Genomic DNA, 14,199 nt, shown 5'->3' with positions numbered 1-14,199 from the left:
CTGCCGCGCCTGCGTCCGTGCGACCGCGCGTGCCGGTCGCCGCCTTTGCCGTGCTCCTGGGCGGCGTCAGCGGCGCTTTGCACCTGGGCAAGCTGCCGCCGGCCGTGCCCGCGCTGCAGGCGTCGCTGGGCATCGGCCTGGTGGAGGCCGGATTCCTGCTGTCGCTCGTGCAGGTGGCGAGCATGACGCTCGGCCTGGCCGCAGGCCTGGCGGCCGACACCATCGGCCTGCGCCGCAGCATGCTCGCTGGGCTGGGCGTGCTGACGGTGGCCAGCCTGCTGGGCGGCGGGGTCGGCGTCGGCGCGCTGGGCGGCACGCACGCCGTGGCGTGGTTGCTGGCGCTGCGGGCGGTCGAGGGCATTGGTTTTCTGCTGGCCGTGATGCCGGGGCCCGGACTCATCCGCGCGCTCACCCCGCCGGGCGCCGACAAGGCCGCGCTGGGCCTGTGGGGCGCCTACATGCCGCTGGGCGTGGCGCTCGCGCTGCTGCTCGGGCCGGCCCTGATCGCGTGGGGCGGCTGGGCCGACTGGTGGTGGGCGCTGTCGCTGGTCTCGGCGTTGGCCGCGCTGTGGGTGTGGCTGGCGGTGCCGGCCGACCGGCTGAGGCCGGTGGCCCCCGGCAACGCGTCGATCGGCTGGAAGTCGCGCCTGCACGCCACGGGCGGCGCCCGCGCGCCCTGGCTGGTCGGCCTGACCTTTGCCGTGTACTCGGCCCAGTGGATGGCGGTGATCGGCTTCCTGCCCGCCATCTATGCGGGCGCCGGCGTGCCCGCCGCCTGGAACGCGGTGCTGACCGCGCTGGCCGCCGCCATGAACATCGTCGGCAACATCGCCGGCGGCCGCTGGCTGCAACGCGGCGTGGCACCGCAGCGGCTGCTGCAGCTCGGTTTCCTGACGATGGCGCTGGGCGGCGTGGCGGCCTTCGCGCAACTGGGGCAGGGCACCGACGCGCTGAGCCTGCCGCCGGTGCTGCGCTACATCGCCGTCTGCGCGTTCTCGCTGGGCGGCGGCATGGTGCCGGCCACGCTGTTCTTTCTCGGCGTGCGGCTGGCGCCGGGGCCCTCCACCGTTTCGACGACGATCGGCCTCATGCAGCAGGCGTCCTCGCTCGGCCAGTTCCTGGCGCCGCCGGCGGTGGCATGGGTGGCGCACCGCGTCGGCGGCTGGCACTGGACGTGGACGGCCACGCTGGCCTGCTCGCTGGCCGGCATGGCGCTCGCGCGGCGCCTGGGGCGGATTCGCCCTGCGGCGGAGATGGCATGAGCGGCCCGGCGACAATCGACGTTCTTCAGGCCGAAGCCGACATGCGGCGCTGGCTCGAGCGCGCGGTGATCGGGCTGAACCTGTGCCCGTTCGCGAAAGCCGTTCACGTGAAGGGGCAGATCCACTACGCCGTATACGAGAGCGCCGAGCAGGCCGACCTGATGGACGCGCTCCTGTCCGAAGCCCAAGACCTCGCGGCACTCGACGCCGCCCAGCGCGACACCACCCTTTTGATAGCACCGAACACCTTGGCCGACTTCCTGGACTTCAACGATTTCACGGCGCGTGCCGAACGCCAGCTGGCGCGTGCCGGCTACGACGGCGTGTTCCAGCTGGCGAGCTTTCATCCGCAGTTCCAGTTCGCCGGCACCGAAGCCGACGACATCGGCAACGCCACTAACCGCGCGCCGTACCCCACGCTGCACCTGCTGCGCGAAGACAGCGTGGACCGTGCGGTCGAAGCCTTCCCCGACGCGGACGCGATCTTCGAACGCAACATCGACACCCTGCAAGCGCTGGGCCCGCAAGGCTGGGCGGCGCTGGACGTCGGCCCCGGGAGTGCCAAGGCATGAACACCAAACTCGCAGCGCAAGCACCCCGGACGAACAAGGCCGCCAAGGCCGACGCGGAACTGGCCGAAGTGCTCAAGCCGGGCCAGTCCGTCGAATTGCTCAAGGAGCTGCACATCCTCACGCGCGAGGGCCGGCTCAACCAGGACTCGCGGCGCAAGCTCAAGCAGGTCTACCACCTGTTCCAGTTCATCGAGCAGTTGCTGCGCGAACTGCCGCAAGAGGGCGCGGGCGCCACGCTGGCCGACCACGGCGCGGGAAAGTCGTACCTGGGTTTCATCATCTACGACCTGTTCTTCCGCGCGCGGCAGGGCGGGGGGCATGTCTACGGCATCGAGACGCGCAGCGAGCTGGTCGAGCGCTCGCGCGCATTGGCGCAGCGCCTGGGCTTCGAGCGCATGTCCTTCCTCAACCTGACGGTGGCCGAGTCGGCGCAGGCGGGCGAGCTGCCGGCGCAGATCGACGTGGTCACCGCGCTGCACGCCTGCGACACCGCCACCGACGACGCCATTGCCTTCGGCCTCGCGAAGAAGGCCCGCTGCATGGTGCTGGTGCCCTGCTGCCAGGCCGAAGTGGCGGCCTGCTTGCGCGAAACGAAGGCGCTTGCCTTGTCGCGCACGCCGCTGGCCGAGCTGTGGCGCCATCCGCTGCACACGCGCGAAATCGGCAGCCAGCTGACCAACGTGCTGCGTTGCCTGTACCTCGAAGCCAATGGCTACAGCGTCACGGTCACCGAGCTGGTCGGCTGGGAGCACAGCATGAAGAACGAACTGATCCTGGCGCGCTACACGGGCCAGCGCAAGGCCAGCGCGGCCACGCGGCTGCGCGAGCTGCTGGCGCAGTTCGGGCTCGACACGCTGGGCGACACGCGCTTTCGCCTGGCCTGAGCGCCGGCGCAGCCCCGCAGGCCGGTCCACCCACGCCAACGCCATGGCACGCCTTCCCCGCCTCACGCTGGCCGGCATGCCGCACCACGTGATCCAGCGCGGCAACAACCGCCAGCCGATCTTCGTGGACCGCGCCGACCACGAGAAGCTGCTCGCCCTGCTGGCGGAGAACGCCGCGCGCTTCGGCGTCGCGCTGCATGCCTACGTGCTGATGGACAACCATTTCCATTTGCTGGCCACGCCCGACAGCACCGCCGGCCTGCCGCAGCTCATGCAGTCGGTGGGACGCAGCTACGTGCGCTACTTCAACGACCGCCACGGCCGCAGCGGCACGCTGTGGGAAGGCCGCTACCGGTCGACGCTGATCCAGACCGACCGCTACCTGCTCACCTGCATGGCCTACATCGACCTCAACCCGGTGCGCGCGGGCATGGCCGCCGATGCGCGCGACTTCCCCTGGTCCAGCCATGGCCACTACGCCGGGCTGCGGCACGACCGGCTTCTCACGCCGCATCCGCTGTACTGGGAACTCGGCAACACGCCGTTCGCGCGGGAAGCGGCCTATGTCGAGTTGGTGCGCAGCGGGGTGCGGGCGGCCGAGCAGGCGGCCCTGACCGAGGCCACCTTGCGCGGCTGGGCGGCGGGCGACGAGGATTTTCTGGACACGCTGCAGAAATCGACCGAGCGGCGCGTGGTCAAGGCCAAGGCCGGACGGCCACCGTCGACCCCTCGATCCTGAGACCAAATAGCGCCTAAACCGGCGCCGGGGCTAGAGTTTTCGCTCCTTGTTTTGATGTGTCCCCATTTAAATTCTGACAAGAAAACTCAAGATTTAATAAGAATCTGACCCCAATTAAAGTATTTGGCATTCTTTGTGCATCGCAATATGCTCCCTTTCCCTGCGAAAACTGAAGGAGCGCGCCCATGACGACGGCTGCCGAGATTCAACATCTCCAAGAACACGGTCTGTATTCCGGTGCCGACGAGCACGATGCCTGCGGCGTCGGCTTCGTCGCCCACATCAAGGGCGAGAAAAGCCATGCCATCGTGCTGCAGGGCCTGAAGATCCTTGAAAACCTCGACCACCGCGGCGCCGTGGGCGCCGACAAGCTCATGGGCGACGGCGCGGGCATCCTGATCCAGCTGCCCGACCACCTGTACCGCGAAGAGATGGCCAGCCAGGGCGTCACGCTGCCCCCGCCGGGCGAGTACGGCGTCGGCATGATCTTCCTGCCCAAGGAACATGCCTCGCGCGAAGCCTGCGAGCAGGAAATGGAACGCGCCATCAAGGCCGAAGGCCAGGTGCTGCTCGGCTGGCGCGACGTGCCGGTCAACCGCGACATGCCCATGTCGCCCACCGTGCGCGCCAAGGAGCCCCTGCTGCGCCAGGTGTTCATCGGCCGCGGCAACGACGTGATCGTGCAGGACGCGCTGGAACGCAAGCTCTACGTCATCCGCAAGACCGCCAGCGCCAACATCCAGCGCCTGAAGCTCAAGCACAGCAAGGAGTACTACGTACCCAGCATGTCGAGCCGCACCGTGGTCTACAAGGGGCTGCTGCTGGCCGACCAGGTCGGCACCTACTTCATGGACCTGCAGGACAAGCGCTGCGTCTCGGCCCTGGGCCTGGTGCACCAGCGCTTCTCGACCAACACCTTCCCCGAGTGGCCGCTGGCCCACCCGTACCGTTACGTCGCCCACAACGGCGAAATCAACACGGTCAAGGGCAACTACAACTGGATGAAGGCGCGCGAAGGCGTGATGTCCTCGCCCGTGCTGGGCGCCGACCTGCAGAAGCTCTACCCGATCAGCTTCGCCGGCCAGTCCGACACCGCCACCTTCGACAACTGCCTCGAGCTGCTGACGATGGCCGGCTACCCCATCAGCCAGGCCGTGATGATGATGATTCCCGAGCCCTGGGAACAGCACGCCACCATGGACCCGCGTCGCCGCGCGTTCTACGAGTACCACGCCGCCATGCTCGAGCCGTGGGACGGCCCGGCCTCCATCGTCTTCACCGACGGCCGCCAGATCGGCGCCACGCTCGACCGCAACGGCCTGCGCCCCTCGCGCTACTGCGTGACCGACGACGACCTGGTCATCATGGCCTCCGAATCGGGCGTGCTGCCCGTGCCCGAGCAGAAGATCGTGCGCAAGTGGCGCCTGCAGCCCGGCAAGATGTTCCTGATCGACCTGGAACAAGGCCGCATGATCGACGACGAGGAGGTCAAGTCCACCCTCGCCAACAGCAAGCCCTACAAGCAGTGGATCGAGAACCTGCGCATCAAGCTCGACAGCGTCAAGGCCGAGCCGTTCTCCGCGCCCCTGAGCCAGGTGGCGCTGCTCGACCGCCAGCAGGCCTTCGGCTACACCCAGGAAGACATCAAGTTCCTGATGAGCCCGATGGCGCAGGCCGGCGAGGAAGGCATCGGCTCCATGGGCAACGACAGCCCGCTGGCCGTGCTCTCCAGCAAGAACAAGCCGCTCTACAACTACTTCAAGCAGCTGTTCGCGCAAGTGACCAACCCGCCGATCGACCCGATCCGCGAAGCCATCGTGATGTCGCTGGTGTCCTTCATCGGACCCAAGCCCAACCTGCTGGACATCAACCAGGTCAACCCGCCGATGCGGCTCGAAGTGAGCCAGCCGATCCTCGACTTCTCCGACATGGCGAAGCTGCGCGACATCGGCAAGTACACGCAGGGCAAGTTCAAGAGCTACGTGCTCGACATCACCTACCCGCTGGCCTGGGGCGACGAAGGCGTCGAAGCCAAGCTGGCCTCGCTGTGCGCCGAAGCCGTGGACGCCATCAAGGGCGGCCACAACATCCTGATCGTGAGCGACCGCGGCGTGAGCCCGACGCAAGTCGCGATCCCGGCCGTGCTGGCGCTGTCGGCCGTGCACCAGTACCTGGTGCGTGAAGGCCTGCGCACCACCGCCGGCCTGGTGGTGGAAACCGGCTCGGCGCGCGAAGTGCATCACTTCGGCGTGCTGGCCGGCTACGGCGCGGAAGCCGTGCACCCGTACCTGGCCATGGAAACGCTGGCGGCCATGCATGCCGACCTGCCGGGCGACCTGAGCGCCGACAAGGCGGTCTACAACTACGTCAAGGCCATCGGCAAGGGCCTGTCGAAGATCATGTCGAAGATGGGTGTCAGCACCTACATGAGCTACTGCGGCGCGCAGCTGTTCGAGGCCATCGGCCTGAACACCGTCACCGTCAACAAGTACTTCACCGGCACCGCGAGCCGCGTGGAAGGCATCGGCGTCTTCGAGATCGCCGAGGAAGCCATCCGCATGCACAAGGCCGCGTTCAGCGACGACCCGGTGCTCGCCAGCATGCTGGACGCCGGCGGCGAGTACGCCTGGCGCGCACGCGGCGAAGAGCACATGTGGACGCCCGACGCCATCGCCAAGCTGCAGCACAGCACGCGCTCCAACAACTGGAACACGTACAAGGAATACGCCCAGCTCATCAACGACCAGAACCGCCGCCACCTCACGCTGCGCGGCCTGTTCGAGTTCAAGATCGACCCGGCCAAGGCCGTGCCGGTCGACGAGGTCGAGTCCGCCGTCGAGATCGTCAAGCGCTTCGCCACCGGTGCGATGTCGCTCGGCTCGATCAGCACCGAGGCCCACGCCACGCTGGCCGTGGCCATGAACCGCATCGGCGGCAAGAGCAACACGGGCGAGGGCGGCGAAGACCCCGCGCGCTACCGCAACGAGCTCAAGGGCATCCCGATCAAGCAGGGCGACACGCTCAAGAGCGTGATCGGTGCGGCCAACGTCGAGGTCGACCTGCCGCTGAAGGACGGCGACTCGCTGCGTTCGCGCATCAAGCAGGTGGCCTCCGGCCGCTTCGGCGTCACCGCCGAGTACCTGCATTCGGCCGACCAGATCCAGATCAAGATGGCCCAGGGCGCCAAGCCGGGCGAGGGCGGCCAGCTGCCCGGCGGCAAGGTCACCGAGTACATCGGCAAGCAGCGCTATGCCGTGCCGGGCGTGGGCCTCATCTCGCCCCCGCCGCACCACGACATCTACTCGATCGAAGACCTGGCGCAGCTCATTCACGACCTGAAGAACACCGCGCCGCACGCCAGCATCAGCGTGAAGCTGGTGAGTGAAATCGGCGTCGGCACCATTGCCGCGGGCGTGGCCAAGTGCAAGAGCGACCACGTCGTGATCGCCGGCCATGACGGCGGCACGGGCGCCTCGCCCTGGTCGTCGATCAAGCATGCAGGCAGCCCGTGGGAAATCGGCCTGGCCGAGACGCAGCAGACGCTGGTGCTCAACCGCCTGCGCAGCCGCATCCGCGTGCAGGCCGACGGCCAGATGAAGACCGGCCGCGACGTCGCCATCGGCGCGCTGCTGGGTGCCGACGAGTTCGGCTTCGCGACCGCGCCGCTGGTGGTCGAAGGCTGCATCATGATGCGCAAGTGCCACCTGAACACCTGCCCGGTGGGCGTGGCCACGCAGGACCCGATCCTGCGCAAGAAGTTCTCGGGCAAGCCCGAGCACGTCGTCAACTACTTCTTCTTCGTGGCCGAAGAAGTGCGCCAGATCATGGCCCAGCTGGGCATCCGCAAGTTCGACGACCTGATCGGCCGCGCCGACCTGCTCGACATGCGCAAGGGCATCGAGCACTGGAAGGCTTCGGGCCTCGATTTCAGCCGCCTCTTCGCGCTGCCCAACGTGCCGGCCGACGTGCCGCGCTTCCATGTCGAGAACCAGGAGCACGGCCTGGAGCGCGCGCTGGACGTCAAGCTCATCGAGAAGTCGCGTCCCGCCATCGACAAGGGCGAGAAGGTGCAGTTCATCGAGGTGGTGCGCAACGTCAACCGCTCGGTGGGCGCCATGCTCTCGGGCGCGCTGACCAAGGTGCATCCGCAAGGCCTGCCCGACGACTCGATCCGCATCCAGCTCGAGGGCACGGGCGGCCAGTCGTTCGGCGCCTTCCTGGCACGCGGCATCACGCTGTACCTGATCGGCGACGCCAACGACTACACCGGCAAGGGCCTGTCCGGCGGCCGCGTGGTGGTTCGCCCCAGCCTGGACTTCCGCGGCGAAGCGGTGCGCAACACCATCGTGGGCAACACCGCGCTGTACGGCGCGACCACCGGCGAGGCCTACCTGTGCGGCGTGGCCGGCGAGCGTTTCGCGGTGCGTCTTTCGGGCGCCACGGCGGTCATCGAAGGCACGGGCGACCACGGTTGCGAATACATGACCGGCGGTACGGTGGCCGTGCTCGGCAAGACGGGCCGCAACTTCGCGGCCGGCATGAGCGGCGGCGTGGCCTTCGTCTACGACGAAGACGGCCAGTTCGCCACGCGTTGCAACCTCGCGATGGTCTCGCTCGACAAGGTGCTGACCTCGGCCGAGCAGACGGCCAGCGTGCACCGCAAGATCTGGCACGGCGGCGAGACCGACGAAGCGCAGCTCAAGAAGCTGCTCGAGGAGCACCACCGCTGGACCGGCAGCAAGCGCGCGCGCGAACTGCTCGACAGCTGGGCCGTGTCGCGCACCAAGTTCGTGAAGGTGTTCCCGAACGAATACAAGCGCGCGCTGGCCGAGCTGCACGACCGCAAGGTCGAGCTGGCGAGCAGCGGCAACAACGCGCACGCCGGTCTCGAGCCGCATGCGCTGGTGGCGCCGTCCGCAACCGCCGCGGTCTGAGCGGCAACGAACACGAAGAACAGAGGAAAGCACGATGGGAAAGATCACCGGCTTCATGGAGCATGAGCGCATCGAAGAGGGCTACAAGCCCATCGACGAGCGCGTCAAGCACTACAAGGAATTCGTCGTCGGCCTGACGCCCGAGCAGGCCAAGGTGCAGGGCGCGCGCTGCATGGACTGCGGCACGCCGTTCTGCAACAGCGGTTGCCCGGTCAACAACATCATTCCGGACTTCAACGACCTCGTGTATCGCGACGACTGGCAAAACGCCTACGCGGTGCTCGACTCGACCAACAACTTTCCCGAGTTCACCGGCCGCATCTGCCCCGCGCCCTGTGAAGCGGCCTGCGTGCTCAACGTGAACGACGACGCGATCGGCATCAAGTCGATCGAGCACGCGATCATCGACCGCGCCTGGGACGAAGGCTGGGTGGCGCCGCGCGCCGCCAAGCACAAGACCGGCAAGAAGGTGGCCGTGGTGGGTTCGGGCCCGGCCGGCATGGCGGCTGCGCAGCAACTGGCACGCGTGGGCCACGACGTGACGCTGTTCGAAAAGAACGACCGCATCGGCGGCCTGCTGCGCTACGGCATTCCCGACTTCAAGATGGAGAAGACCCACATCGACCGCCGTGTCGAGCAGATGAAGGCCGAGGGCGTGACCTTCCGTACCGGCGTGATGGTCGGCGCCGCGAAGGACCCGCTGGGCAAGGGCTCCAAGGTGACCAACCTCGCCAAGGAAACCGTCACACCCGAACAGCTGCAGAAAGAATTCGACGCGGTGGTGCTCACCGGCGGCGCCGAGCAGTCGCGCGACCTGCCGGTGCCCGGCCGCGACCTGGACGGCATTCACTACGCCATGGAGTTCCTGCCGCAGCAGAACCGCGTCAACGCGGGCGACAAGGTCAAGGGCCAGTTGCGCGCCGACGGCAAGCACGTGATCGTGATCGGCGGCGGCGACACCGGCTCCGACTGCGTGGGCACCAGCAACCGCCACGGCGCGGCGAGCGTCACGCAGTTCGAACTGATGCCGCAGCCACCCGAGGAAGAGAACCGCCCCATGACCTGGCCGTACTGGCCGATCAAGCTGCGCACCAGTTCCAGCCACGAAGAGGGCTGCGAGCGGGAGTTCGCCATTTCCACCAAGGAATTCATCGGCGAGAAGGGCAAGGTCACCGGCCTGAAGACCGTTCGCGTCGAATGGAAGGACGGCAAGATGCAGGAAGTGGCCGGCAGCGAGCAGGTGCTGAAGGCCGACCTGGTGCTGCTCGCCATGGGCTTCATCAGTCCCGTGGCCACCGTGCTGGACGCCTTCGGTGTCGAGAAGGACGCGCGCGGCAACGCTCGCGCGACGGTCGACTTCATCGGCGGCTATGCCACCAACGTGCCGAAGGTGTTTGCCGCGGGCGATATCCGCCGTGGCCAGTCGCTGGTGGTGTGGGCCATTCGCGAAGGCCGTCAAGCGGCACGTTCGGTCGATGAATTTCTGATGGGATTCAGCGACTTGCCGCGATGAATTTTGTTTCAATTTAGCGGGTCCGGTCGCGGCCCCGTTATCATCCGCGTGAAACCGCATGCCGGGATGCTTGAAAAAGCGCCCGGCTTTTTTATTGAGATGGACCCAGCCGCACCGCAACATCCCTTCGTAGAGTTCCGCAACGTCACGTTCGGCTACGGCGCGCGCGCCATTCTCGACGGCGTGTCCTTCACCGTGCCGCGCGGCAAGGTGACGGCCCTGATGGGCGCATCGGGCGGCGGCAAGACCACGGTCCTGCGCCTGATCGGCGGACAGCAGAAGGCACAGCGCGGCGAGGTTCTTTTCGACGGTCAGGACGTCGTCAGGTTCGACGCCTCGGCGCTCTACGCGGCGCGGCGCCGCATGGGCATGCTGTTCCAGTTCGGCGCCTTGTTCACCGACATGAGCGTGTTCGACAACGTGGCGTTTCCGCTGCGCGAGCACACGCAGTTGTCCGAAGCGCTGGTGCGCGACATCGTGCTCATGAAGCTCGACGCCGTCGGCCTGCGCGGCGCGCGCGACATGATGCCCAGCGAGGTGTCGGGCGGCATGGCACGGCGCGTGGCGCTGGCGCGCGCCATTGCGCTCGACCCAGACCTCGTGATGTACGACGAACCCTTCGCCGGACTCGACCCCATTTCGCTGGGCACCGCGGCGCGGCTGATTCGCCAGCTCAACGACACGCTCGGCCTCACCAGCATCATCGTGTCGCACGACCTGGAAGAAACCTTCCGCATCGCCGACCACGTGATCATCCTGGCCAACGGCGGCATCGCTGCGCAGGGCGCGCCCGACGACGTGCGCAACAGCGTCGATCCTTTGGTCCATCAGTTCGTGAACGCATTGCCCGACGGGCCCGTGCGGTTTCACTACCCCGGTGTCAGCATCGAAGACGACTTCGGCAACGTCGAAGGAGGGCGGTCATGAGCGCTGCGCTGGGCCGCCCCGAGCAAGCGAAGCCCCACTCGGGGGGCAGTGAGGGCACGAAGTGCCGAACGTGGGGGCAAACATGAGTTGGTGGAAGCCCGCCGATGTCGGCTTTGCCGTGCGCAGCCGTCTGGCCCACCTCGGGCATGGCGCGAAGCTCTTCCTGCGCCTGCTCGGGCCGGGCGCGCAGATCATGCGCCGCTTCAGCCTCGTGCGCGACCAGATCCACTTCCTGGGCAACTACTCGCTCGCCATCATCGGTGTGTCGGGTTTGTTCGTGGGATTCGTGCTGGGCCTGCAGATGTACTACGCGCTGCAGCGCTACGGCTCTGCCGAAGCACTCGGCCTGCTGGTCACGCTGAGCCTGGTGCGAGAGCTCGGACCGGTCGTGGCGGCATTGCTGTTCACCGGGCGCGCCGGCACGTCGCTCACTGCGGAAATCGGTCTCATGAAGGCCGACGAGCAACTGAGCGCCATGGAAATGATGGCCGTCGACCCGGTGCAGCGCATCCTCGCGCCGCGTTTCTGGGCCGGCGTCATCACCATGCCGTTGCTGGCCGCCGTGTTCAGTGCGGTCGGCATCATGGGCGGCTATGTGGTGGGCGTGCTGATGCTGGGTGTGGACCCGGGCGCGTTCTGGGGGCAGATGCAGGGCGGCGTCGACGTGTGGCGCGACGTCGGCAACGGCGTCATCAAGAGCATCGTCTTCGGTTTCACCGTGACCTTCATCGCGCTGCTGCAGGGGTATGAAGCCCAGCCGACGCCCGAAGGCGTGTCGCGCGCGACCACGCGCACGGTGGTGACGGCATCGCTGGCGGTGCTGGGGCTGGACTTCCTCCTGACCGCCATGATGTTCAGCATATGAACGAGTACACCCCCAGGCTTGCCCACCTTGTGTGGCCGCCAACCCCCTTGCAGGGGGCAACTCCAGCAGCCCGGCAAAGCCGGTTCTGCGGTGTTCCCCGAATGAGTCAATCCGCAGGAATTTAGGAAGAGTCGATATGCAACGTTCCAACAATGACATCTGGGTCGGCCTGTTCGTGCTGATCGGCGCCGCCGCATTGCTGTTTCTCGCGCTGCAGTCGGCCAACCTGCTGAGCCTGAACTTCCAGAAGACCTATTCGGTGACCGCGCGCTTCGACAACATCGGCGGGCTCAAGCCCCAGACCGCGATCCGAAGCGCGGGCGTGGTGGTCGGCCGTGTGGAATCCATCTCCTTCAACGACAAGACCTTTCAGGCCGATGTCACACTGGCTTTGCAAAACCGTTACAGTTTTCCCAAGGACAGTTCGCTCAAGATCCTGACCAGTGGCCTGCTCGGCGAGCAGTACATCGGGATCGAGGCGGGCGCCGAGGAGAAGAACCTGCAGGCCGGCGACACCATCACAGCGACGCAATCCGCGGTGGTGCTGGAAAACCTGATCAGCCAGTTCCTCTACAGCAAGGCCGCCGATGGGAGTTCCAACTCCGGCACGGCGCAGGGCACCCCCAATAAAAAATGAAAACACGATCCTTTTTGCATGTCGCCTCGACTGTCATGAACAAAACAGCCAAATACGCGCGCTGGACCAGCGCGGCCGCGGTCTTCGCACTCGTGGCCGGTTGCGCCACCGGTCCCAATGCCAATCCGGCTGATCCTTTCGAACCGTTCAACCGCGGCGTGTTCACGTTCAACGACAAGCTCGACCAGGCCGTGCTCGTGCCTGTGTCCACGGTCTACGTCAACGTGCTGCCTTCGATGGTGCGTACGGGGGTGAACAACTTCTTCGGCAACCTTGGCGACGTCTGGAGTTTTGCGAACAGCGTGGCCCAGCTCAAGCTGCAGAACAGCGCCGAGACCTTCATGCGGGTCAACGTCAACACCTTCTTCGGTCTCGGCGGCCTGCTCGACGTCGCCACCGAAGCCGGTATCGACCGCCACGACGAAGATTTCGGCCAGACGCTCGGTCGCTGGGGTGTGGGCGCAGGCCCGTACATCGTGCTGCCGGTGCTCGGCCCCTCGACCCTTCGCGACACGGTCGCCAAGCCGGTCGACTTCTACGGCGACCCGCTCAGCGCCATGAACGACGTGGCGTGGCGCAATTCGCTGACCGTGCTGCGCGCGGTCGACATGCGCTCGCAGTACCTGCGCGCCGGTCGCCTGATCGACGACGCCGCGCTCGACAAGTATTCGTTCACGCGCGACGCCTTCCTGCAACGCCGGCTCAGCCTGGTCCACGACGGCAAGGGCCCCGACGAAGACGCAGGCAAGTAGCCAGCCGGGCGCGGCCGGCGCAGGTGGCTCGCTTGCATTCCGTTGCAAGGCTTCACCTGCGCGACAGGAACCCGGTAGGCCCGGGGCCTGTCGAACCCGTTCTATCGTGACACGCCGTTCTGGTGCGTGTTGCGCGAAATCCGAAACCTGAGGGACCTCTCCATGAACAACAAGATGATCCTGCAACGACGCGGCTTCGGCCACCTGGTGCTGGCTGGCGCCATGCTGTTCAGCGCCGCCGCCACCTTCGTGAGCCCCGCACGCGCTGCCGACGAAAGCCCCGATGCGCTGGTCAAGCGCATTTCGACCGATGTGCTCGAGACCATCAAGTCGGACAAGTCGATCAAGTCGGGCGACGTCAACAAGATCATGCTGCTGGTCGACAGCAAGATCATGCCCAACGTCAATTTCCAGCGCATGACGTCCTCGGCCGTCGGCCCGGCCTGGCGCACGGCCACGCCGGAGCAGCAAAAGCGCCTGCAGGAAGAGTTCAAGACCTTGCTGGTGCGCACCTATGCCGGCGCGCTCGACCAGGTCAGCGACCAAACCGTCACCGTGCGTCCGTTCCGCGGCTCGCCCGACGATGCCGATGTGCTGGTGCGCACCGAGGTCAAGGGCCGCGGCGACCCGGTCCAGCTGGACTACCGCCTTGAGAAGACCCCCGGCCAGGGCGCCGGATGGAAGGTCTACAACCTCAATGTGCTGGGCGTCTGGCTGGTCGACACCTACCGCACCCAGTTCTCGCAGGAAATCAACAAGAGCGGCATCGATGGCCTGATTGCGGCGCTTGCGGCGCGCAACAAGGGCAACAGCAAGGGCTGATCGGATGCTGGTCCTGCCCACGCGCCTGACCCATGACGAGGCCCCCGCCTGCATGCGCATGCTGCAGCAGGGGCTGAAGGGCCAGGTCGATTCGTCGTCCACCGTGGTGGACGCCACCGCGCTGGCCCAGTTCGATTCGTCGGCGCTGGCGGTGCTGCTCGAATGCCGGCGCGAATCCAGTGCGCTGGGTCGCGGCTTCTCGGTGAAGGGCCTGTCTCCCCGGCTGCGCGAGCTGGCGGCGCTGTATGGTGTTGCGGGCCTTTTGCCCGCCGCGCCCTGAAAAAGTAACGGC

General features: G+C 66.8%; 12 protein-coding genes. All 12 read left to right on the top strand.

Annotated elements, in window-relative coordinates:
* Positions 1 to 17 precede the first annotated feature (17 nt).
* The 12 genes from AC0IYU_RS12700 (at position 18) to AC0IYU_RS12645 (ending at position 14,187) form a co-directional block, all read left to right on the top strand.
* Positions 18 to 1,262, top strand: a complete 1,245-nt coding sequence (locus AC0IYU_RS12700; RefSeq protein WP_472117154.1) for an MFS transporter — start codon at positions 18 to 20, stop codon at positions 1,260 to 1,262.
* Complete coding sequence (locus tag AC0IYU_RS12695) at positions 1,259 to 1,834, top strand: DUF1415 domain-containing protein (protein WP_472117150.1); 576 nt, start codon at positions 1,259 to 1,261, stop codon at positions 1,832 to 1,834. Before AC0IYU_RS12700 ends, AC0IYU_RS12695 begins: the two co-directional genes overlap by 4 nt.
* A complete protein-coding gene (locus AC0IYU_RS12690; protein ID WP_472117147.1) occupies positions 1,831 to 2,718 on the top strand; it encodes a class I SAM-dependent methyltransferase in 888 nt (295 codons plus the stop codon). Before AC0IYU_RS12695 ends, AC0IYU_RS12690 begins: the two co-directional genes overlap by 4 nt.
* Before the next feature lie 43 nt (positions 2,719 to 2,761).
* Positions 2,762 to 3,457: a transposase gene (locus tag AC0IYU_RS12685; RefSeq protein ID WP_472117144.1), complete on the top strand. Its 696-nt coding sequence runs from the start codon at positions 2,762 to 2,764 to the stop codon at positions 3,455 to 3,457.
* Positions 3,458 to 3,642: 185 nt separating this feature from the next.
* Entirely contained in the window at positions 3,643 to 8,391 is a 4,749-nt protein-coding gene (locus tag AC0IYU_RS12680; RefSeq protein ID WP_472117141.1) for a glutamate synthase-related protein, read from the top strand.
* A gap of 34 nt (positions 8,392 to 8,425) precedes the next feature.
* The gene (locus tag AC0IYU_RS12675; RefSeq protein ID WP_472117138.1) at positions 8,426 to 9,904 is read left to right on the top strand and encodes a glutamate synthase subunit beta; all 1,479 of its coding nucleotides are present in this window, start codon (positions 8,426 to 8,428) and stop codon (positions 9,902 to 9,904) included.
* A 66-nt stretch (positions 9,905 to 9,970) separates the two neighbouring features.
* A complete protein-coding gene (locus AC0IYU_RS12670) occupies positions 9,971 to 10,831 on the top strand; it encodes an ABC transporter ATP-binding protein (RefSeq protein ID WP_472117135.1) in 861 nt (286 codons plus the stop codon).
* A gap of 82 nt (positions 10,832 to 10,913) precedes the next feature.
* Complete coding sequence (gene mlaE, locus AC0IYU_RS12665; protein WP_472117132.1) at positions 10,914 to 11,696, top strand: lipid asymmetry maintenance ABC transporter permease subunit MlaE; 783 nt, start codon at positions 10,914 to 10,916, stop codon at positions 11,694 to 11,696.
* Between the two features lie 136 nt (positions 11,697 to 11,832).
* Entirely contained in the window at positions 11,833 to 12,333 is a 501-nt protein-coding gene (gene mlaD / locus AC0IYU_RS12660; protein WP_435441384.1) for an outer membrane lipid asymmetry maintenance protein MlaD, read from the top strand.
* A 35-nt stretch (positions 12,334 to 12,368) separates the two neighbouring features.
* On the top strand, positions 12,369 to 13,085 hold the full coding sequence (locus tag AC0IYU_RS12655; RefSeq protein WP_472117129.1) for an MlaA family lipoprotein: 717 nt from the start codon (positions 12,369 to 12,371) through the stop codon (positions 13,083 to 13,085).
* A gap of 162 nt (positions 13,086 to 13,247) precedes the next feature.
* On the top strand, positions 13,248 to 13,907 hold the full coding sequence (locus AC0IYU_RS12650) for an MlaC/ttg2D family ABC transporter substrate-binding protein (protein WP_472117126.1): 660 nt from the start codon (positions 13,248 to 13,250) through the stop codon (positions 13,905 to 13,907).
* 4 nt (positions 13,908 to 13,911) lie between these two features.
* Positions 13,912 to 14,187 (top strand): STAS domain-containing protein, encoded by a 276-nt coding sequence (locus tag AC0IYU_RS12645; protein ID WP_435441381.1) that lies wholly within the window; start codon positions 13,912 to 13,914, stop codon positions 14,185 to 14,187.
* Positions 14,188 to 14,199: the final 12 nt, after the last annotated feature.

It is taken from the genome of Variovorax sp. AC103, assembly GCF_979254005.1.
The sequence above is the reverse complement of the archived record's forward strand: the minus strand, read 5'-3'. Positions and strand labels throughout refer to the sequence as shown.

Bases quoted from the DNA above. Each gene is read 5' to 3' on its own strand.
- AC0IYU_RS12695 (WP_472117150.1), top strand. From the start codon at position 1,259: ATGAGCGGCCCGGCGACAATCGACGTTCTTCAGGCCGAAGCCGACATG.
- AC0IYU_RS12690 (WP_472117147.1), top strand. From the start codon at position 1,831: ATGAACACCAAACTCGCAGCGCAAGCACCCCGGACGAACAAGGCCGCC.
- AC0IYU_RS12685 (WP_472117144.1), top strand. From the start codon at position 2,762: ATGGCACGCCTTCCCCGCCTCACGCTGGCCGGCATGCCGCACCACGTG.
- AC0IYU_RS12680 (WP_472117141.1), top strand. From the start codon at position 3,643: ATGACGACGGCTGCCGAGATTCAACATCTCCAAGAACACGGTCTGTAT.
- AC0IYU_RS12675 (WP_472117138.1), top strand. From the start codon at position 8,426: ATGGGAAAGATCACCGGCTTCATGGAGCATGAGCGCATCGAAGAGGGC.
- AC0IYU_RS12670 (WP_472117135.1), top strand. From the start codon at position 9,971: ATGCTTGAAAAAGCGCCCGGCTTTTTTATTGAGATGGACCCAGCCGCA.
- mlaE (WP_472117132.1), top strand. From the start codon at position 10,914: ATGAGTTGGTGGAAGCCCGCCGATGTCGGCTTTGCCGTGCGCAGCCGT.
- mlaD (WP_435441384.1), top strand. From the start codon at position 11,833: ATGCAACGTTCCAACAATGACATCTGGGTCGGCCTGTTCGTGCTGATC.
- AC0IYU_RS12655 (WP_472117129.1), top strand. From the start codon at position 12,369: ATGAACAAAACAGCCAAATACGCGCGCTGGACCAGCGCGGCCGCGGTC.
- AC0IYU_RS12650 (WP_472117126.1), top strand. From the start codon at position 13,248: ATGAACAACAAGATGATCCTGCAACGACGCGGCTTCGGCCACCTGGTG.
- AC0IYU_RS12645 (WP_435441381.1), top strand. From the start codon at position 13,912: ATGCTGGTCCTGCCCACGCGCCTGACCCATGACGAGGCCCCCGCCTGC.